Source organism: Micromonospora sp. CNZ303 (genome assembly GCF_004345505.1).
This window is the reverse complement of record NZ_SLVT01000001.1, coordinates 91,616-111,515: the sequence shown is the minus strand read 5'-3', so window position 1 is coordinate 111,515 and position 19,900 is coordinate 91,616. Positions and strand designations below refer to the sequence as shown.

The 19,900-nt window shown below is 72.8% G+C and carries 18 protein-coding genes; 10 read left to right on the top strand and 8 right to left on the bottom strand.

Annotated features, from left to right (window positions below; all coding sequences use genetic code 11):
• Nucleotides 1-65 precede the first annotated feature (65 nt).
• The 6 genes from EV374_RS00555 to EV374_RS00530 all read right to left on the bottom strand — a co-directional run bounded on the left by EV374_RS00555 (nt 66) and on the right by EV374_RS00530 (nt 4,306).
• Nucleotides 66-533, bottom strand: a complete 468-nt coding sequence (locus tag EV374_RS00555; RefSeq protein WP_101412861.1) for a hypothetical protein — start codon at nt 531-533, stop codon at nt 66-68.
• A 126-nt stretch (nt 534-659) separates the two neighbouring features.
• Nucleotides 660-1,343, bottom strand: coding sequence for a response regulator transcription factor (locus tag EV374_RS00550; protein ID WP_132230828.1), 684 nt, complete (start codon nt 1,341-1,343; stop codon nt 660-662).
• The gene (locus tag EV374_RS00545) at nt 1,340-2,602 is read right to left on the bottom strand and encodes an ATP-binding protein (protein WP_132230827.1); all 1,263 of its coding nucleotides are present in this window, start codon (nt 2,600-2,602) and stop codon (nt 1,340-1,342) included. The genes EV374_RS00550 and EV374_RS00545 overlap by 4 nt, the downstream gene beginning before the upstream one ends.
• A gap of 96 nt (nt 2,603-2,698) precedes the next feature.
• Nucleotides 2,699-2,953, bottom strand: a complete 255-nt coding sequence (locus EV374_RS00540) for a Smr/MutS family protein (protein ID WP_088987488.1) — start codon at nt 2,951-2,953, stop codon at nt 2,699-2,701.
• Between the two features lie 114 nt (nt 2,954-3,067).
• Nucleotides 3,068-3,436 (bottom strand): tetratricopeptide repeat protein, encoded by a 369-nt coding sequence (locus EV374_RS00535; RefSeq protein ID WP_132230826.1) that lies wholly within the window; start codon nt 3,434-3,436, stop codon nt 3,068-3,070.
• Between the two features lie 99 nt (nt 3,437-3,535).
• On the bottom strand, nt 3,536-4,306 hold the full coding sequence (locus EV374_RS00530) for an ROK family protein (RefSeq protein ID WP_132230825.1): 771 nt from the start codon (nt 4,304-4,306) through the stop codon (nt 3,536-3,538).
• A gap of 74 nt (nt 4,307-4,380) precedes the next feature.
• On the opposite strand from EV374_RS00530, the gene EV374_RS00525 reads away from it, so the two are divergent.
• From EV374_RS00525 to EV374_RS00515, 3 genes are all read left to right on the top strand, one after another.
• Nucleotides 4,381-6,018: an ABC-F family ATP-binding cassette domain-containing protein gene (locus tag EV374_RS00525; protein ID WP_132230824.1), complete on the top strand. Its 1,638-nt coding sequence runs from the start codon at nt 4,381-4,383 to the stop codon at nt 6,016-6,018.
• Between the two features lie 38 nt (nt 6,019-6,056).
• Entirely contained in the window at nt 6,057-6,374 is a 318-nt protein-coding gene (locus EV374_RS00520; protein WP_132230823.1) for a hypothetical protein, read from the top strand.
• Between the two features lie 122 nt (nt 6,375-6,496).
• A complete protein-coding gene (locus EV374_RS00515) occupies nt 6,497-7,222 on the top strand; it encodes a methyltransferase domain-containing protein (RefSeq protein WP_132230822.1) in 726 nt (241 codons plus the stop codon).
• Nucleotides 7,223-7,292: 70 nt separating this feature from the next.
• On the opposite strand, the gene EV374_RS00510 is transcribed toward EV374_RS00515, so the two are convergent.
• Entirely contained in the window at nt 7,293-8,300 is a 1,008-nt protein-coding gene (locus EV374_RS00510) for a LacI family DNA-binding transcriptional regulator (RefSeq protein WP_132231305.1), read from the bottom strand.
• A gap of 135 nt (nt 8,301-8,435) precedes the next feature.
• Here EV374_RS00510 and arfA point away from each other — a divergent pair, with 135 nt between their 5' ends.
• From arfA to EV374_RS00475, 7 genes are all read left to right on the top strand, one after another.
• Nucleotides 8,436-9,950, top strand: a complete 1,515-nt coding sequence (gene arfA, locus EV374_RS00505) for an arabinosylfuranosidase ArfA (protein WP_132230821.1) — start codon at nt 8,436-8,438, stop codon at nt 9,948-9,950.
• A 57-nt stretch (nt 9,951-10,007) separates the two neighbouring features.
• On the top strand, nt 10,008-11,336 hold the full coding sequence (locus tag EV374_RS00500) for an ABC transporter substrate-binding protein (RefSeq protein ID WP_132230820.1): 1,329 nt from the start codon (nt 10,008-10,010) through the stop codon (nt 11,334-11,336).
• A gap of 6 nt (nt 11,337-11,342) precedes the next feature.
• On the top strand, nt 11,343-12,308 hold the full coding sequence (locus EV374_RS00495) for a carbohydrate ABC transporter permease (RefSeq protein WP_132230819.1): 966 nt from the start codon (nt 11,343-11,345) through the stop codon (nt 12,306-12,308).
• A 10-nt stretch (nt 12,309-12,318) separates the two neighbouring features.
• Nucleotides 12,319-13,212, top strand: coding sequence for a carbohydrate ABC transporter permease (locus tag EV374_RS00490; protein WP_132230818.1), 894 nt, complete (start codon nt 12,319-12,321; stop codon nt 13,210-13,212).
• Nucleotides 13,209-14,225 carry a glycoside hydrolase family 43 protein gene (locus EV374_RS00485; protein WP_132230817.1) on the top strand — a complete coding sequence of 339 codons (1,017 nt, stop codon included), beginning with the start codon at nt 13,209-13,211 and terminating at the stop codon, nt 14,223-14,225. The genes EV374_RS00490 and EV374_RS00485 overlap by 4 nt, the downstream gene beginning before the upstream one ends.
• Nucleotides 14,226-14,531: 306 nt before the next feature.
• Nucleotides 14,532-16,196: a family 10 glycosylhydrolase gene (locus EV374_RS00480; RefSeq protein ID WP_132230816.1), complete on the top strand. Its 1,665-nt coding sequence runs from the start codon at nt 14,532-14,534 to the stop codon at nt 16,194-16,196.
• A 179-nt stretch (nt 16,197-16,375) separates the two neighbouring features.
• Nucleotides 16,376-16,912 (top strand): phospholipase, encoded by a 537-nt coding sequence (locus tag EV374_RS00475; RefSeq protein ID WP_132230815.1) that lies wholly within the window; start codon nt 16,376-16,378, stop codon nt 16,910-16,912.
• A gap of 80 nt (nt 16,913-16,992) precedes the next feature.
• Here the strand turns inward: EV374_RS00475 and EV374_RS00470 are convergent, their stop codons facing one another.
• Nucleotides 16,993-19,827: a winged helix-turn-helix domain-containing protein gene (locus EV374_RS00470; RefSeq protein WP_132230814.1), complete on the bottom strand. Its 2,835-nt coding sequence runs from the start codon at nt 19,825-19,827 to the stop codon at nt 16,993-16,995.
• Nucleotides 19,828-19,900: the final 73 nt, after the last annotated feature.

Sequence of the window (19,900 nt, the reverse complement as noted above, 5' to 3'; positions counted from 1 at the left end):
ACGGCGAGGGTGGCTCGGGAAACGGTCGGTTTCCGGGCCACCCCCGCGCCTGTCAGGTGTCCAACTCAGCCGCGGGTGACCGTGACCTCGGCGGTGAAGGCGCCGCTGCCGTTGCCTGGCGCGTCGTCGTTGATCCGCAGGTACAGCGCGCTGCCGGAGCCGTAGTAGGTGAACGTCGTGCCGGTCCCGGCGTACCGGTAGTTGCCGTTGGACTTGGCCAGCAGCGAGAAGGCGCGGGCGTTCGACATCGGGAACTTCGAGTCGCCGGCCATGTTCGTCCAGCCCTGCGGCCCGTTGTTCCCGGTGAACCACACGCCGGACCAGATCGACCCGTAGGCGCTGATCTGGACCCGGTCGCCGTCCTGCAACCAGCAGCCGGAGTTGACGTCGTACGACGCCTCCTCGACCTGCTTGGTCTCCTGGCAGACGACGGTGCTGGTGGTCGCCGCCTGTGCCGGCGTCACACCGACCAGCGCGCTGCCTGCCACGGCCGCCGCCACCGCGAACCGGGCCGATACCGTCTGAAACCTCATGTCGTCCCCCTCCAAATGGTTGCCGTTACGGAGATCAACAGTAGGAATCCAGAGGTCAGGGCGCCTCAGTGCCAGCACGTAATTGATGTCGTCCAGGCGTCGCTGTCGGCCCGGGGCGGCCCGCGGTCAGTCGGCCAGGAAGGTCACCACCGCGAGCACCCGCCGGTGGGTGTCCGGCTCGTCGGCCAGCCCGAGCTTGGCGAAGATGCTGCGGACGTGGGTCTCGACCGTGCGCTCGGAAAGGTACAGGTCGGCGGCGATGCCCAGGTTGGCCCGACCGGCCGCCATCCGGGCCAGAATCTCCCGCTCGCGCGGCGACAGCAGGCCGACACCACCCGCCACGCGAGGACGGCGCAACAGCCGCTCGACCACGATCGGGTCGATCGCCGTGCCCGCCGCCGCGACCTCACGCACGTCCCGAAGGAACCCGGCGACGTCGGTGATCCTGTCCTTGAGCAGATAGCCGACCCCGCCGCCGGGCATCTGGAGCAGGGCCAGAGCCTCGCGGTGCTCCAGATGCTGGGACAGCAGCAGCACGGCGACGCCGGGGTGACGACGGCGTACGGCCAGCGCAGCGCTGACGCCCTTCACGGTGAAGCTGGGCGGCATGCGGATGTCGACGATCGCGATGTCCGGCTGGTACTCGGCGACAGCGGCCAGCAACTGCTCGCCGTCGCCCACCTCGGCCACGACCGTGATGCCGTGCCGCTCAAGCAACAGCGCCAGGCCGCTGCGCAGCAGTACGGAGTCGTCGGCCAGGACCGCCCGCACACCACCGTCCAGAGCGGCGACCGACGAGGCCCGGGTCATGACGCCGCGAGTGGCATGACGGCGCGTACCGCCGTGCCACGCCCCCGGGTGCTCGACACCCGCAGGGTCCCGCCGCACGACTCGACACGCTCCCGCAGGCCGTGCAGCCCGCCACCCGGCACCGCGAGCGCGCCGCCGATCCCGTCGTCGTGGACGGTGACCTCGACCCGGCCCCCGCTGGCGGCGAGCGTGACGGACACCTGGCCCGCGCGGGCGTGCTTCTGGCTGTTCGTGACCGCCTCCATGGCGACGAAGTAGGCGGCGACCGCGACCGGTTCCGGCAGCGTGAGGTGGCTGACCCGATCGTCGACCAGCACCGGGACCGCGGCGCGTTCGGCGATGGCGGCCACCGCCCCGGAGAGGCCGTGGCAGACCACAGCCGCCGGGTTCATGCCCCGGACGAGGTCGCGCAGGTCGGCGATCGCCTGCTCGACCTCCGCCGCACCGCGCGCGACCAGGGCGGGATCGTCCTGCCGCAGCATCATGGCGGCGGCGAGCAGCCGCTGTTGCACTCCGTCGTGCACGTCCCGCTCCACCCGGCGGCGCTCCCGGTCGCGGGCCCGGAGCAGGTGGCGGCGCTCGGCGCGGTGCATGCTGAGCGCGGCCCCGGCCGGGATCAGCGCCGCACCGAGGGCGTAGAGCGTGGTCGGCCAGTGCCCGGAGCCGTAGGCGACAGTGCTCAGCATCGCCGTGCACAGGCCGTTCACTGCCAACGCGGCCCAGAACGGGGCGTACACGTGCCGTTCGGCGCGGTCGGCCCGGCGGTACCGCACGATGAACAACCCGGCGAGGAACACGCCGACCAGCGGATAGGACCACGCCCGCAGGTGCAGCAGATGACCGGTGCTCAGCGCGCCGGCTGCCATCGCCCCGGCGACGAGCACCGGCCAGTACGCGTAGCCGGCCACGGCGACGAGCCGCTCCCACCGCCCCCGCAGCCGGCCCGACGACACGACGAGACCGGCGTGCAGGTGCATCGGGTCGTGCACGATGCTCAGCATCATGCCGGCGGTGAACAGGGCGGGCAGGCTGACGCGACCCCAGGCGTCCAGCAGCCACACCAGGCCGCAGACCACCAGCAGCGGCCCGATGCGGTTGTCGGGGCGCTCCCGCCACAGCCGCAGTCCCACCTCGACGTGCAGGACCCCGGTGACGGCGAGGCAGGCCAGTTCCCAGGGTTCCGTCCAGTACAGCGCCAGCAGCGGTCCGCACAGCAGCGTCGCGGTCACGACGCGGAGCGGCCACCGTAGAAGTTCCATGATCAGGATCGTGCCGCGTGGTCGCAAGCATCGGTGTACGTCCGTCGGCAGCCCGACTTTCCGCCCCCGAGTAGGTCGGGGGCGGGAGCTCCTAACTTACTTCCAGCGGAAGTGCACGAAGAGGCGGCCGAAGTTCTTCGAGTCCTTCTCGACCCGGTGGTAGAGCTGCTTGACGTCCTTCTGGTCGAGGAAGCGCAGCACCCGCTTCTTGAGCTGGCCGGAGCCCTTGCCGGGGATGATCTCGACGAGGGTGGCCTTCTTCGCCACGGCCTCGTCCATAATCCCGCGCAGGGCCCGGTCGATGTCCTGGCCCTTGTTGAAGATGTCGTGCAGGTCCAGCTTCAGCTTCATCGCGCACCCGCCGGCAGCTCACGTCCCATGACGCCGATGGTAGGCGCCTCGCGGCGCCCGCGACGAGCGCGAGGGCGGGGCAGCCCGGTGGAGCTGCCCCGCCCTCGTCCGCCGTCAGCGGTTGCCCTCGACCCGGGTCTGCACCCGGTCCAGGGCGGTGCGGTAGTCGTCGTTGCCGCTGTGCATGGCCGCCGCGATGCGCAGGTGCCGCAGCGCGTCGGCGTGCCGGTTGAGCCGCTCCAGCGTGCGGCCCAGCACGTGGTGGGCGTAGTGGTCGGCGGGATCCCGGTCGATCAGCTCCCGCAGCTGCGCCTCGGCCCGGTTGAGCTGGGCCGACTGGAAGTACGCGCGGGCGAGCAGCTGGCGTACCGAGGCGTTGCCGGGCTCGGCCTCGACGATCGGTTCGAGCAGCCGGGCCGCCCCGTTCGGGTCCCCGGCCTCGAAGAACATGGTCGCCCGCCGGTACTCGGCCAGAAGGTCCATCCGACCCACCCCCTCGTGTCGCGCCACTGTCCCGACGCTGGCACAACATCAGCCGTACCGCGACTGTTCCCCCGGGGGCCGGGAGCCGCGCGGGCCGGGTCAGGTGGGGGCGCCGTGCCGGCCGGCGGCCAGCTCCCAGGCGCGTACGCCGCCGACGATGCCGGCGGTGTTGGGCACCACCACCACGTCGTCGCCCATCCGCACGAGCTGCTCGGGGCGGATCAGCCGGGAGTTGCCGCCGCCCAGGTAGAGCCGGTCCCAGCGGAACACCGGGCGCAGCCCGTCCACGACCTGGCGGATGCGGCGGGACCAGAACGCGTCCCCGAGCCGGCGCCGCTCCGGCTCCCCGACGTACGTGTCGTAGGTGGTGTTCCAGCGCACCGGGGCGTGGGACAGCTCCAGGTGCGGGGCGAGCACCCCGCCGTCGAAGAGCGCGCTGCCCAGCCCGGTGCCGAGGGTCAGCACCAGCTCGCAGCCGGTCCCGGCGACCACGCCGGCGCCGTGCACCTCGGCGTCGTTGAGCACCAGCGCGGGCACCCCGAACGCCTCGGCGAGCGCGGTCCGCGCGTCGTACCCGGACCACTGGGCGACCAGGCCCGGGTCGACCTTCGACCGGGGGCCGGAGCGGGTCACGTAGTGCGGGGTGGCGACCACCACCCCGTGCCGGATCATGCCCGGCAGGCCGACGGTGAGCCGGTCCGCCGTGGGCAGCCGGCCGGCGAGGTCCAGCAGCGTCTTCACGAAGAGCGCCGGCGGCAGGGGGTACGGCGTGGGCACCCGCAGCGGCCGGGCGCGCATCGTGCCCGCCTCGTCCAGCACGGATGCCTTGATCCCGCCGCCGCCACAGTCGATCGCCAGTGTGGTCACCACCCGAGCAGTGTGCCGCGTACCTCCCGGGGCGCGAAGCAAGGGTGGGCGATCGGGGCGGATAGGGTCGGGGGTTGATGAGCGCGACGATGATCGTCAAGGGGCTGGCCGCGGGGCACGGGGACCGGGCACTGTTCGCCGGGCTGGACCTGGTGGTCGCACCGGGGGACGTGGTGGGGCTGGTCGGGCCGAACGGGGCCGGCAAGTCGACGCTGCTGCGTACCCTCGCCGGACTTCTGCCGGTGGAGGCCGGCAGCGTGGCGCTCAGCCCGCCCACGGCGAGCGTCGGGCACCTGCCGCAGGAGCCCGAGCGGCGGCCCGGCGAGACCGTGCGGGACTTCCTGGCCCGGCGCACCGGCGTCACCGCCGCGCAGGCCGCGCTGGACGCGGCCACAGCCGCGCTCACCGACGGCGCGCCCGGCGCCGACGACGCCTATGCCGAGTCCCTGGAGCGCTGGCTCGCCCTCGGCGGAGCGGACCTGGAGGAGCGGGCCGAGCAGGTGGCCGCCGAGCTGGGGCTGACGGTCGACCTGGAGCACCCGATGACGGGCCTCTCCGGCGGCCAGGCGGCCCGGGCCGGGCTGGCCTCGCTGCTGCTCAGCCGCTACGACGTGTTCCTGCTCGACGAGCCGACCAACGACCTGGACCTGGCCGGCCTGGAGCGGCTGGAGGAGTTCGTCACCGGGCTGCGCGCCGGCACGGTGCTGGTCAGCCACGACCGGGAGTTCCTCGCCCGCACGGTCACCCGCGTGCTGGAACTGGACCTGCACCAGCAGCAGGTCCGGCACTACGGCGGCGGCTACGCGGGCTACCTGGAGGAGCGCGAGGTCGCCCGCCGGCACGCGCGGGAGGAGTACGAGGAGTACGCCGACACCCGGGCCGGCCTGGAGGCGCGCGCCCGCACCCAGCGGGCCTGGATGGAGAAGGGCGTGAAGAACGCCCGCCGCAAGGCCACCGACAACGACAAGATCGGCCGCAAGTTCCGCGCCGAGTCGACCGAGAAGCAGGCGGCCAAGGCCAAGCAGACCGAGCGGCTGATCGAGCGGCTGGAGGTGGTCGAGGAGCCGCGCAAGGAGTGGGAGCTGCGGATGGAGATCGCCGCCGCGCCCCGCGCCGGCGCCGTCGTGGCCTCGCTGCGCGACGCCGTCGTACGCCGGGGCGACTTCACCCTCGGTCCGGTGACCCTCCAGATCGACTGGGCCGACAGGGTGGCGGTGACCGGGGCGAACGGCTCCGGCAAGTCCACCCTGCTCGCCGCCCTGCTGGGCCGGCTCCCCCTCGACTCCGGGCACGCCGCGCTCGGCCCGGGCGTGGTGGTCGGCGAGGTGGACCAGGCCCGGGGCCTGTTCCTCGGCGACGTGCCGCTGATCGACGCGTTCGGCGCGGCCGTACCGCAGCTGTCGCCGGCGGACGCGCGCACGCTGCTGGCCAAGTTCGGCCTGCGCGCGGGGCACGTGCTGCGGCCGGCGGCGACCCTGTCGCCGGGCGAGCGGACCCGGGCGGCGCTGGCGCTGCTCCAGGGGCGCGGGGTGAACCTGCTGGTGCTGGACGAGCCGACGAACCACCTTGACCTGCCCGCCATCGAGCAGCTGGAGTCCGCGCTGGCCAGCTACCCGGGCACGCTGCTGCTGGTCACCCACGACCGGCGGATGCTCGACGCCGTGACCACGAACCGGCGGCTGCGGGTGGCCGCCGGAAGGATCGCCGAGGATTGATCCGTGCCGACCCGCTCGCGGCGGGTGAGAATGACCCCATGCTCAAGTGGGAGTACGCGCTGCTGGTCCGCCGCCGCCAGGCGGCCACCACCGACATCGGCTGGGAGATCGTCTTCGTCTGGTACGGCCCGGACGGCTCCATGGTCGACGTGACGCCCTACGGCGACACCGCGCTGGCCCATCTGAACCGGGCCGGTGACCAGGGCTGGGAGCTGGTCGCGATGAGCGAGGACCCGTCCATGCCCGGCAACAGCGAGCTGCACCGCTACCACCTCAAGCGGCCCAAGGCGGCCGCCCCGCCGCCCCGGCAGCGGATGCGCGGCAGCGGACGCCCCCGGCGGACGATCGGCGGCTGACGCCGGGCGGGATCGCGCGGCCGACGGTCGGCGCCGGGCGGGATCGCAGCGCGCGGGATTGGCGGCGCAGCGCGGGCATGACGGGCGGGGATCCGGGTATCGGCCGGCGGGAGGTGGCCCGGATGGTCGCGCTGGCACAGAACCCGCCCTCGGCCGAGCGGCTGCGGGCGGTCGACGGATTCCTCGCCGAGGCCTGGGTCGACCAGGCCCGGCACGACGACCGGCTGCGCGACCTCGCGGTCGAGGTGCGCTTCGACCGGGGGGTGGCCCACCTCAGCGGCGAGGTCGCCGGGCAGGACGAGCTGCGCCTGGTGCGGGACCGGGTCGGCCGGCTCGCCGGGGTGCTCGGCGTCTGGTGCCGGGTACGCGTCGGCGGGCGCGACCCGGTGGTGGTCGACCTGGGCTGCGGCGCCACCAAGCAGTGGCCGGGCAACCTGGGGCTGGACATCTTCCCGGCCCCGGGGGTGGACGCGGTGGCGGACCTCTCCGGCTCGCTGCCGCTGGCCGACGACTCGGTGGACGTCTTCTTCGCGGTGCACATCCTGGAGCACCTGATCGACTTCCTGCCGCTGGTCGACGAGTGTCACCGGGCGCTCCGGCCGGGCGGCGTGCTGCACGTGATGAGCCCGTGGTGGCGGCACGTGAACGCCGTCGCCGACCCGACCCACGTCCGGCTGCTCGACGTGCAGACGGTCAAGGGCGTCTGCCTCCAGCGCCCGCCGGGCACCCCGCGCTGGTATCCCCTGCACGTCGGCTGCGACGGCGCCTCGATCTTCGCCGACCTCACCCCGCTGCCCCCGGACGCGGACGGCCCCACCCCCGCCCACCTGGCCCGCTTCTTCGACTGACCGCCGCCCTGGTAGGCCCGCGCGCGTCGGCCATGAGGGTGACGGCGATCCCGATCGAAGAAGAAGGGGGTCAGCGGCCGAGGGTGCTCTCGCGGGGCGCCAGGCGCCAGGGGGCCGAGAGTTCCCGGGGCGGGGCGGTGCGGTCGCCGTCGATCCGGCCGGCGAGCAGTTCCACCGCCAGCCGGGCGATGCGCTCCTTGTCCGGCGCGATGGTGCTCAGGGTGGGCACGGAGAAGCGGCCGTCCTCGATGTCGTCGAAACCGGCCACCGCCACGTCCTCGGGGACACGCAGGCCCGCCTCGTGCAGGGCGCGCAGGACGCCCAGGGCGAGGGTGTCGTTGAAGCAGAAGACCGCGTCGGGGCGTACGCCGGAGGCCAGCAGGCCACGCATCGCGGCGGCGCCGTCCGCGCGGTGCCAGGCCGTCGCGGGCGCCACCAGCCGCTCGTCGTACGGGAGGCCGGCGTCGGCGAGCGCGGCGGTGTAGCCGGCGAGCCGGAGCCGGGCGCTGGCCCCCTCGGGGGTGCGCTGCGAGCCGATGGCGGCGATCCGCCGCCGGCCGAGACCGGCCAGGTGGGTGGTGATCTCCCGGGCGGCGCCCACGTTGTCGATCCCGACGTGGTCGGCGGGGCCGTGGTCGACGCGCTCGCCGAGCAGCACCATCGGCGTGCCGGCCAGCCCGGTGAGGTCCTCGGCGGTGAGCGCCAGCGGGCTGAAGATCAGCCCGTCGATCAGGTGCTCGGTGATGCCCGACGCGGCCACCCGCTCCTGCTCCCGGCCGCCGCCGGTCTGGTCGATCAGCACCGTCCAGCCCAGCTCGGCCGCGGCCGTGACGACGTGCCGGGCCAGCTCGGCGAAGTAGGGGATGTCCAGTTCGGGGACCGCGAACGCGATGATCCCGGTGCGCCCCTTGCGGAGGTTGCGCGCGGAGAGGTTGGGCCGGTAGTTCAGCTCGGCGATGGCCTCCTCGACCCGGGCCCGGGTGTCGGGGCGGACGTGCACATAGCCGTTGACCACGTTGGAGACGGTCTTCACCGACACGCCGGCGCGCTCCGCCACGTCCTTGAGCCTGTGCCGCACCACGTCGCCCTCCCCCATGGCGCGCACTTTACCGCGTGGGCGGCCCTTTACAACGTTGCTTACAACGTTGTACAAACCAGGAGCACCAGGTGACCACGGTCACCCGGGACCGGCAACGAGGAAAGGTGGCACCCCTTGCGGACCGCGCAGCTCACCATCGACCCGGCCTTCGCCGTCGGACCGGCCGACCGGCGGCTCTTCGGCTCGTTCGTCGAGCACATGGGTCGCTGCGTCTACGGCGGGGTCTACGAGCCCGGGCACCCCACCGCCGACCCGCGCGGCCTGCGCGGCGACGTGCTGGAGCTGACCCGGGAGCTGGGCGTCTCCGTGGTCCGCTACCCCGGCGGCAACTTCGTCTCCGGCTACCGCTGGGAGGACGGCGTCGGCCCGGTCGGTGACCGCCCCCGCCGGCTCGATCTGGCCTGGAAGACCATCGAGACCAACGCCTTCGGGCTCGACGAGTTCATGACCTGGGCCGCCGAGGCGGGCGTCGAGCCGATGATGGCCGTCAACCTCGGCACCCGGGGCGTGCAGGAGGCCTGCGACCTGCTGGAATACACGAACCATCCGGGCGGGACCCAGCTGTCCGACCTGCGCCGCAAGCACGGCGCCGAGGAGCCGTACGGGGTGCGGCTCTGGTGCCTGGGCAACGAGCTGGACGGCCCCTGGCAGGTCGGCCACAAGACCGCCGACGAGTACGGCCGGCTCGCCGCCGAGACCGCCCGCGCCATGAAGATGATCGACCCGTCGATCAGCCTGGTGGCCTGCGGCAGCTCCAACCGGACGATGCCCACCTTCGCCTCCTGGGAGGCGACCGTGCTGGAGCACACCTACGAGCACGTCGACTACATCTCCGCGCACACCTACTACGACCCGTCCGACGGCGACCGGGCCAGCATCCTGGCCTCCGCCGTCGACATGGACAACTTCATCCGCGAGGTCGTCGCCACGGCCGACCACGTGGCCGCCAAGCAGCGGCACCGGCGGAAGCTGAAGATCTCCTTCGACGAGTGGAACGTCTGGTACCAGTCCCGCCTCCAGGCCGACCTGGACCGGCGCGGCTGGGTGGAGGCGCCGGCGCTGATCGAGGACGACTTCACCGCCGTCGACGCGGTGGTGGTCGGCGACCTGCTGATCACCCTGCTCCGGCACGCCGACCGGGTCGGGGTGGCCTGCCAGGCCCAGCTCGCCAACGTGATCGCCCCGATCCGCACCCGCACCGGCGGCCCCGCCTGGCGGCAGAGCATCTTCCACCCGTTCGCGCTGACCGCCCGGCACGCCCGCGGCACGGTGCTGCGCACCGAGCCGGTCGGCCCGACCTACGAGACGAAGCGGTACGGCGAGGTCCCGGTGCTCGACACGGTCGCCGTGCACGACGAGGAGACCGGCGAGCTGACCGTGTTCGCGGTCAACCGGGGCGACACGGACCTGGAGCTGCACCTCGACCTGCGCGGCCTCGCAGGACTATCCGCCTCATCCCACCTGAGCCTCGCCGCCGGGGACGACCCGACGGCGACGAACACCGAGGCCGAGCCCGACCGGGTGAGGCCCCGGCAGCTGCCCGACCCCACCACCGACGGCGGCCGGTGCTCCGTGCGCCTTCCGGCCGTCTCCTGGAACGTGCTGCGCTTCTCCCCCACCGGCGGCTGACACCGCACAGGTCCTGAGCAGGCACACTTCATCCCGTCCCCCAAGGAGCGAAACCCCATGATGCAGAACGAAATGAGCCGGCGGCGCCTGCTCGGCCTCGGCCTCGGGCTCGGTGCCGCGGCCTCGTTGACCCTGGCCGGGTGCGGCGGCGGCGACGACAGTTCGGGCCCGGCTGCCGGCAACGGCGGCAAGGACTACACCGGCCCGAAGGTGGACCTGAAGCTGTGGAACGGATTCACCGGCGGCGACGGCGACATCTTCAAGGCGCTGGTGAACCAGTTCAACACCGAGCACCAGAACATCGCCGTCTCGATCGCCACGTACCAGTGGGAGGACTACTACAACAAGCTCCCCGGCGCGGCCTCCAGCGGCGCCGGCCCGGACATCGCGGTCATGCACATGGACCAGCTCGCCACCTTCGCCGCGCGCGGCGTGATCACCGAGCTGGACGACGTCGCCAAGACCCTGGAGCTGTCGGAGGGCGACTTCGCCCCCACCGTCTGGAAGGGCGGGCTCTACAACTCCAAGCGGTACGGCATCCCGCTGGACATGCACCCCCTCGGCTTCTACTACAACAAGGGGGTCATGCAGAAGGCCGGTCTGGACCCGAACAAGCCGCCGACGACGAAGGACGAGTACACCGCCGCGCTGACCGAGCTGAAGAAGTCCGGGGTGCAGGGCTTCTGGGTCAGCCCGTTCCAGTTCACCGGCGGCATGACGTTCTACTCGCTGCTGCACCAGTGGGGCGGCAGCGTCTTCGACGCCGAGGCCACCAAGGCCACCTTCAACTCCGACCAGGCCGTCGAGGCGTGCACCTGGCTGACCGACCTGATCAAGCAGGGCCACTCCCCGGCCAACGTCGGCCAGGACGCCGACTACCTGGCCTTCAAGAGCGGCAAGAACGCGTTCAACTGGAACGGCATCTGGCAGATCAACGACCTCAAGAAGAGCCCGGACATCCAGTGGGGCGTCGCGCCCCTGCCGCAGATCGGCACGCAGCCGGCCGCCTGGGCCAACTCGCACAACTTCACGATCGTCAAGCAGCGGGCCAACGACGCCAACAAGGTCTCCGCGGCGAAGGTCTTCATCAACTGGCTCAGCCAGCACTCCCTCGACTGGGCCAAGGGCGGCCAGGTCCCGGCCCGCAAGGCCGTACGGGACAGCGCCGACTTCAAGGCGCTGGCCGAGGTCAACGCGCTCGCCCCCGAGCTGGAGTACGCGGCCTTCCCGCCGGCGGCACCGGGCCTCGGTGAGGTCATGACGACCTTCTACAACTCGTTCAACGAGGCGGCGCTGGGCAAGAAGTCGCCGAAGCAGGCGCTGGACGACGGGGTGACCAAGGCGAACAAGCAGCTGGAGGACAACCGCAAGAAGTACGGGAGCTGAGTCCCCGTGGCGGACGTGATCGAGGCGGGGGCGGCGCGTGCTGACGCGCCGCCCCCGGCGGCCGACGCCCCCCGTGGCGGCGCCCGGGCGGGCCGGGCCGGGCGGGCGACGCCGTACCTCTTCCTCGCCCCGTACCTGCTCCTGTTCGGGGTCTTCGGGCTGCTGCCGATCCTGCTCGGCCTCTGGCTCTCCGTGCACCAGTGGGACTTCCAGCTGCCGAACCGGCCCTTCGTCGGGCTGGACAACTACCAGGAGCTGTTCTCCAGCGACTCGGCCGTCTACGGCGACTGGTGGCAGAGCGTCCGGGCGACGGCGATCTTCACCGTCTTCGCGGTGCCGCTGCTGGTGGTCGTCCCGCTCGGGCTGGCGCTGCTGCTGAACCGCTCGTTCCCCGGCCGGACCTTCTTCCGGGCGATCTACTTCGCGCCGTACGTGCTGGGCGTGGCGGTGATCGGCCTGCTCTGGCGGTTCCTGCTCGACGCCAACCTGGGCCTGGTCAACCGGATCGCCGGGATGGTCGGGCTGCCGGCCGACACCCCGTGGGTGACGGACGTGCCGTGGGCCTGGGTCTCGCTGGTCGGGGTGACCGTCTGGTGGACCTCCGGCTTCAACGCGGTGATCTACCTGGCCGGGCTCCAGGACATCCCGCAGGAGCTGTACGAGGCGGCGAAGGTGGACGGCGCGAGCGCCTGGGAACGGTTCCGGCACGTCACGCTCCCGGGGCTGCGTCCGGTGCTGCTCTTCGTGATCACCACGACCGTGCTCGCCTCGGCGAACGTCTTCGGCCAGTCGTTCCTGATCACCCAGGGCGCGCCGGGCACGGAGACCCGCACGGTGGTCTGGTTCATCGTCGAGGAGGGGCTGCGGGACAACGACGCCGGCCGTGCCGCCGCGATGAGCATCGTGTTCGCGCTGATGCTGGCGGTCGTGAGCATCGCCAACTTCCGCCTCTTCCGCTACCGGGAAGACTGAGGGGACCGCCATGACGACGCCCACGCGCACCACGCGCGCCCCCGCGCCGACCCGCGCCCCGGCGACCGGCCGCGCCCCGGGGAGTGCGCTGCGCCGGACCGCGCTCTACGCCACCCTGGTCGCGCTCGCCCTGGTCTTCCTGCTGCCGCTGGGGTGGATGGTCATCACCTCGCTGAAGACCTACACCGGGGCCCAGCAGATCCCGCCGACCTGGCTGCCGGACCCGATCTCCGGGTACGGCTACGAACAGATCCTGAACAACTCCGCCAACCCCGTGCTGCGCTGGTTCGCCAACAGCATGCTGGCCGCCACCGCGCACGCGCTGCTGGTGCTGGCGACGGCCTCGATGGCCGCGTACGCCCTGGCCCGGATGCGGTTCCGCGGCCGCGGGGTGCTCTTCGCGCTGATCGTCGGGACGCTGTTCATCCCGCCGACCTCGCTGATCATCCCGAACTTCCTGATCGTCGACGAGCTGAACTGGATCGACACCCTGAGCGTGGTGATCGTCCCCGGGGCGGCGAGCGCGTTCGGGGTGTTCTTCCTGCGGCAGTTCTTCCTCTCCCTGCCCCGGGAGCTGGAGGAGGCCGCGGTGCTGGACGGGGCCAACCAGTGGCAGATCTTCTGGAAGGTGGTGCTGCCGCTGTCCAGGCCGGCGCTGGCCACGCTGGCGGTGCTGTCGTTCCTCACCAACTGGAACGACTTCCTCTGGCCGATCTTCGTGCTGTTCAGCCCGGAGACGCTCACCCTGCCGCCGGGCCTGGGCCTGCTCCAGGGCTCCTACGTCACCGACTACCCGGTGATCATGGCGGGGGCGGTGCTGGCCAGCGTGCCGGTGCTGGTCCTCTTCGTGCTCGCCCAGCGGCACATCATCCAGGGCGTATCCCGCAGCGGGCTGAAGGGATGACGGTCGGGACGACCCGGCGGCGCGGCGCGGCGGCGGTGCTCGCCGCCGCGCTGCTCGCCGCCGGTTGCGGTGGTGGAGAAGGACCTTCGAGCACGGGAGACGACGCGCGCATGTTCACCAACCCGGTCGTACGCACCGACGCGCCCGACCCGCAGGCGATCCGGGTGGGCGACACCTGGTACCTGTTCCACACGAACGCCGGTGGCCGCAACGTCCCGGTGCTCACCTCCCCGGACCTGGTCGACTGGACCCCGGCCGGGGACGCGCTGCCGGAGCTGCCGGCGTGGGCGGACGCCGGGAAGACCTGGGCGCCCGAGGCGATCGAGCTGGCCCCGGGCCGGTTCGCGCTCTACTACACCGTCGCCGGGCGCGAGTCGGGGCGGCAGTGCGTCGGGCGTGCCGTGGCGAGCGCGCCGCAGGGACCGTACCGGGACGACTCGACCGGTCCGCTGATCTGCCAGGCGGAGCTGGGCGGGGCGATCGACGCCAGCCCGTTCCGGGACGCCGACGGCAGCCTCTGGCTGCTCTGGAAGAACGACGGCAACGCCATCGGGGTGGACACCTGGATCTGGTCGCAGCGCCTCTCCGACGACGGGCTGCGCCTGGTCGGCGAGCCGACGAAGGTGCTGAAGCAGACCGAGCCGTGGGAGGGCACCCTGATCGAGGGTCCGTTCCTGCACCGCCACGACGGCAGGCTGTTCCTGTTCTTCGCCGCGAACGCCTACGACCGGGCCGAGTACGCGGAGGGCTACGCGATCTGCGAGTCGCCCGCCGGGCCGTGCGTGAAGGCCCCGGAGAACCCGGTCCTGAAGACCAACGAGGTCGCCTCCGGGCCGGGGCACGCCTCGATGGTGGTCGAGAACGGGCGCACCTGGCTGCTCTACCACGCCTGGCCGCCGGGCCAGGAGGGCACCGTCGACCCGGGCCGCCAGGTCTGGCTCGACGAGGTCGTGTGGACCGACGGCAAGCCCGTCGTGAAGGGCCCGACGGCGGGGCCGCAGCAGAAACCCTGACGGCCGCAGACACCCGGCAGCGCGGCACCCGACAGGATCGGGTGCCGCGCTGTCCTCGTACTCAACCCCACACGTCTCGGCCATCAAGGCCGCCACCCCACGTGTGCGCCCCGCCACGGCGCGTCCCGTGAGCCCGGCCACAAGGGGGAGCCGGCGTGGACGGACGGATCGATCGCGCCCAGACTCTTGCGCAGAGCCCGTGAGGTGTGAAAATTTCCTACCAGCGGCAGAATGTCAACGGCGAATCTTGCCGTCTGCGCCGCGATGAACCCCTGACACGGGAGCCCCAACGAAGGGACACACCGCATGAAGGCAACTCGGCTCGGAGCCGCCGGGCTGGCCGCCGCACTGCTCGGCGCGCTCGTCGCCGCCACCCCGGCGAGCGCGGCACCCGACGCGGCGACCACCGCCGCCCCCACCACCTCCTGCGTCACCGACCCGGCCACGCCGAAGCGGCAGTTCCGGGCCATGTGGATCTCCTCGGTCGTCAACATCGACTGGCCGAGCAAGGCGTCCCAGACGTCGCCGGACCGCGTCGCCGCGCAGCAGGCCGAGTACCGCCAGCTGCTCGACCTCGCCGAGCGGCTCAACCACAACGCCGTGGTCGTCCAGATCCGGCCGACCGCCGACGCGTTCTGGCCCTCGCCCCACGAGCCCTGGTCGGAGTACCTGACCGGGGTCCGCGGCGAGAACCCGGGCTGGGACCCGCTGAAGTTCGTGGTCGAGGAGGCACACAAGCGCAACCTGGAGTTCCACGCCTGGTTCAACCCGTACCGCGTCTCCATGCCCGCCCCGGGCGGCGCCGGCGCCGACATCAACCAGCTCGCGCCGAACCACCCGGTCCGCGAGCACCCCGAGTGGACCTTCGCCTACCCGCCGGCCGGGGTCGCCGGCAGCCGGCTCTACTACAACCCGGGCATCCCGGAGGTCCGCGAGTTCGTGCAGACCGCGATGATGGACGCGGTCAAGCGGTACGACGTCGACGGCGTGCACTTCGACGACTACTTCTACCCCTACCCGAGCGGCACCCACCAGGTGCCCGACGACGCCACCTTCGCGGCGCACAACCGGGGCTTCACCGACAAGGCCGACTGGCGGCGGGACAACATCAACCTGCTGATCCAGGAGATGAACGCCAAGATCAAGGCCGAGAAGCCGTGGGTGAAGTTCGGCGTCAGCCCGTTCGGCATCTGGCGCAACCAGTCGGCCGACCCGCTGGGTTCGGACACCACCGGCAGCCAGTCGTACGACATCATCTCCGCCGACACCCGCAAGTGGGTCAAGGAGGAGTGGATCGACTACATCGTGCCGCAGCTCTACTGGTACATGGGCCAGTACCCGGCCGCCGACTACACCCGGCTGGTGCCGTGGTGGGCGGACGTGGTCAAGGGCACCCGGGTGCAGCTCTACATCGGGCAGGCCGACTACAAGAGCGGTGACCCGGCCTACGGCTCCTTCTGGATGAACCCGCAGGAGTTGTCCAACCACCTGACGCTGAACCGGCAGTACCCGGAGGTCCTGGGCAACGTCCACTTCTCGGCCGTGCAGGTACGGGCCAACCGGCTCGGCGCGACCGACATCTACGCCGCCGAGCACTACTCCCGCCCGGCGCTGATCCCGACCATGACGCACCTGCCGAAGAAGCCGCTGCTCATGCCGGTGGTCACCAAGGCCGCGCGGCAGTCCGACGGGGTCCGCCTGAACTGGCTCCAGCCGGCGAACGGCGTGGGCCCGCTCGGCACCGCCACGTCGTACGCGGTCTACCGCTTCGACGGGACCGGCCTGGCCGGCCGGTGCGACTTCGCCGACGCGGCGCACCTCGTCGACACGGTCCGCGCCGACGCGGACAGCCGTACGCAGTCCTGGGTGGACACCACCGCCGAGGCCGGCAAGCGGTACACCTACTACGTGACCGCGCTCGACCGACTGGCGAACGAGAGCCCGGCCAGCCCGCCGGCGTTCGTCCGCTGACGTGACACCGAATGCCCCGGGTGCCCCTGGCGCCCGGGGCATTCGTCTGTTTCGACGCCTGTCATTAAATGTCGGCGGGCACCGCATCCCCCGGAACCATTCATGATCGACACTGTTCGGCACTCCGGTGACCCGCCGGTAACCCCCGTCCCACCCGCACATCCCCCGCGGAGGTACCCGTGCCCAGACGCCTCACCACCCTGCTCGCCTCGGCCGCGCTCACGATGCTCTTCGTCTTCGGGGTCTCCTCCCCCGCCGCCGCCGTCACGACCTCGCAGAAGCTGTCCGTCCTCTCCAGCTGGACGCAGACGAGCGCCTCCAGCTACAGCTCCTGGAACTCCGGCCGGCTCAACCAGGGCGCCTGGGCGGCGTACGGGTTCAACTGGTCGACCGACTACTGCTCGTCGAGCCCGGACAACCCGCTCGGCTTCACGTTCAACCTCTCCTGCTACCGGCACGACTTCGGCTACCGCAACTACAAGGCGATGGGCCGGTTCTCGGCGAACAAGGCCCGCCTCGACGACGCCTTCTACGCCGACCTGAAGCGGGTCTGCGCCACGTACAACGCCGCCGTGCGGCCCGCCTGCACCAGCCTCGCCTGGACGTACTACCAGGCCGTCAAGGCCTTCGGCTCGCTCGCCGCCGTGCAGCAGGCCGACATCGACCGCGCCGCCCGGATGAAGGCCGACGCCGAGAGCCGCGCCGCCCTGCGCTGACCGCGCCCGTGACGCCCAGGGGTTCGCGTCCCCGGCCAGCCCGATGACGCGGACCCCGACCGGCGGGTCCCACCCCGCCGTCAGGCGTGGCCGGTGTGGTGACGGCGTCGGTCCGGGGCGACGGACTGGCGGGGAGCCACGCGGGCGTGACCGGCGCCGAACCTCGCCGAGCCGACCGCCAGGTCCGGATGCTCGACGGCGAGGGCCAGCGCCGCCGCCTCCTCCAGCCCCAGCTCGGTCCCCTCGCCGTACGCGCCGTCGAAGGTCGCGTCGCCCAGCTCCCGGCGCAGCTCCCCCTGCCGCTGCGCCCAGTACCCGCCGTAGATGCCCGGGGCGCAGCGCATGCTCGCCCGGGTCGCCCCCGCCGCGCCGAACAGGCGGGCCGCCGTGAGCCCGTCGCCGCCGGCCGCGCAGCGCACGGCCATCGCGTTGAGCGTGTCGCAGGCCCGACCGTGGAAGCCGTGGCTCATCCGCGAGCGCAGCGCCACCTGGAGATGCTCGTGTGCGGCGACCAGGTCCCCGCGCGCCAGGGCGACCATCCCGAGCAGCATGTCGACGGAGCGCCGCCCCCGCTCCACCGGGCGGGCCGCCTCCACCGGGCGGGCCGCGCCCAGCAGCTCGGCCGCCTCGTCCAGGGCGCCCCGCCGCCAGAGCAGCTCGGCCAGGCTGAACACCCCGAAGAGCGCGTCGCCGAGCACCTCCTGGCCGGACGCCCAGTCGATCACCTCGCGGCAGATCCGCTCCGCCTCCGCGAACTGTCCCATGTCGACCAGTGGGGCCGCCCGCCCGGCGAGCACCCGGGCGAGCAGGCCGGCGTCGCCCGCCTGCCGGGCCGCCGCCTCCGCCCGTTGGGAGTAGCGCAGCTCCTCGGCGAACTCGCCGTCCGCGCCGGCGTGCAGCGAGTGCATGTGGTACGCCGCCGCCAGCTCGGCGTCCGGGATCCGCTCCCCCGTCTCGGCGATCCGCCCGTACAGCCGGAACAGCCAGAGCCGCCCCTCCCGGGCCAGGCCCCGCTCCCGCCACCACTGGTCGAGGCCCCCGGCCAGCCGAAGGCCGGCCCGGGCGCTGCCGCCGGTGGCGCACCAGCGCAGCGCGGCGCGCAGCTCGCCGGCGAGCGGGTCGAGGGCGTAGAGCGACAGGGTCACCGGCCGCCCGTCCGGGCCCAGGTGGGCGCGCTCCAGCGCGTGCGTCGACCATGCCACGTGCCGGTTGCGGGCCGACCTCTCCTCCCCCGCCTCCGCCAGCCGCCGGGCCGCGTACGCCCGGATCGGGTCGAGCATGCGGTAGGTGCTGCCCGAGGCGTGCGGCTCCGCCAGCACCATCGACTTGTCGACCAGCACCGAGAGCGGATCGAGCGGGTCGTCGCCGAGCAGCCACTCCACCGTCGCCAGGTCGACCGGGCCGGCGAAGACCGCCAGCCAGCGCAGCAGCCGGGCGGCGCGCGGCCCCAGCGTGCGGTACGACCAGGTGACCGTGGCCTGCATCGTCAGGTGCCGCTCGGTCGCGGAACGCTGCACCGCCCGGACGACCGGGCTGGGCGGCACCATCCCCACGGCCGCCGCCACCAGGTCCACCGTGTCCGGCCGACCGCCCGGCGAGTCCGGCTCCACCGGCGAGTCCGGGTCCGCCCGGCCCGCGTCGAGGGTGCCCAGCACGTCGTCGAGGCGCTCGGCGAGCTGCCCGACGGAGAGCACCCGCAGCCGGGCGGCGGCCAGCTCTATGGCGAGCGGCAGCCCGTCCAACCGCCGTACCACCCGCCGCAGGTCGGCCGACTCGCCCGGGTCCGGCGGCCGGCCGCCCCGGGCCGCCGCCGTCCGGTCCAGCAGCAGCGCGACCGCGTCGCTCTCCGCCCCGTCCAGGGGCGGATCGACCGACAGCGACGGAATCCGCCAGACCACCTCGCCCGGCAGGCCGAACGACTCCCGGCTGGTGGCGAGCACCCGGACGCCCACCCCGCCGGCCAGCAGCCGGGAGATCACGTCGGCCGAGGCGGCCGGCTGGGCGTCGCAGGTGTCCAGCAGCACGAGCATCCGGCGCGCGGCCGCGTACTCCACGAGCGTGTCGACCATCGGGCGGCCCGGCTCGGGCCGCAGACCGAGCACGGCGGCGACCTCGAACGCCACCAGACCCGGGTCGGTCACCGCGGCGATGTCGACGAACCAGACACCGTCCGGATGGGACTCCACGAGGTCGACGGCGAGCTCCACGGCCAGCCGCGTCTTGCCCGCACCCCCCGCGCCGAGGACGGTGACCAGCCGGTGCGCCTCCACCAGCCGCTTCAGCTCGGCCCGCTCGGCGTGCCGGCCGACGAACGAGGTGACCGGGGTCGGCAGGTTGTGCGCGGACGCGTCGGCGGTGCGGGGCCGCGGGAACTGCCGCTCCAGGCCGGGCGCGACCAGTTGGAAGAGCCGCTCCCGGTCGTCGAAGCCGCGCAGCCGGTGCAGGCCCAGGTCGATCAGGGACGCGTCCGGCGGCAGCGGCTCCGCGTGCCGCACCGTCGACGCCGAGCAGAGCACCTGGCCGCCGTGGGCGGCCGCGGCGATCCGGGCCGCGCGGTGCACCTCCGGGCTGACGTACTCGCCGTCGCGCGGCTCCGCCCAGCCGGTGTGCAGCCCCATCCGGACCCGGGGCATGGCCTCGGCGGTGGGCCACTCGTGGCTGGCCAGCGCCCGCTGCGCGGTCAGGCAGGCGGTCAGCGCGGCGGTCGCGTCGGAAAAGGCGAGGAAGAACGAGTCCCCCTCGGTCAGCAGCTCCGCGCCCTCGGTCGCGGCGATCGTGCGGCGCAGCAGGCGGCGGTGCTCCCGCAGCACCGGGCGGTAGCCCGGGCCGAGCAGCTGGGCCAGCCGGGTGGAACCCTCGATGTCGGTGAAGACGAAGGTCACCAACCCGCTCGGGAGGTGGATCCGTGGCGACATGGTGGAACCTCCGCCCGTGACGTCGGACTCATGCTGCCTGATACCGGACCATCACGCATCGTGAGAACGGTCG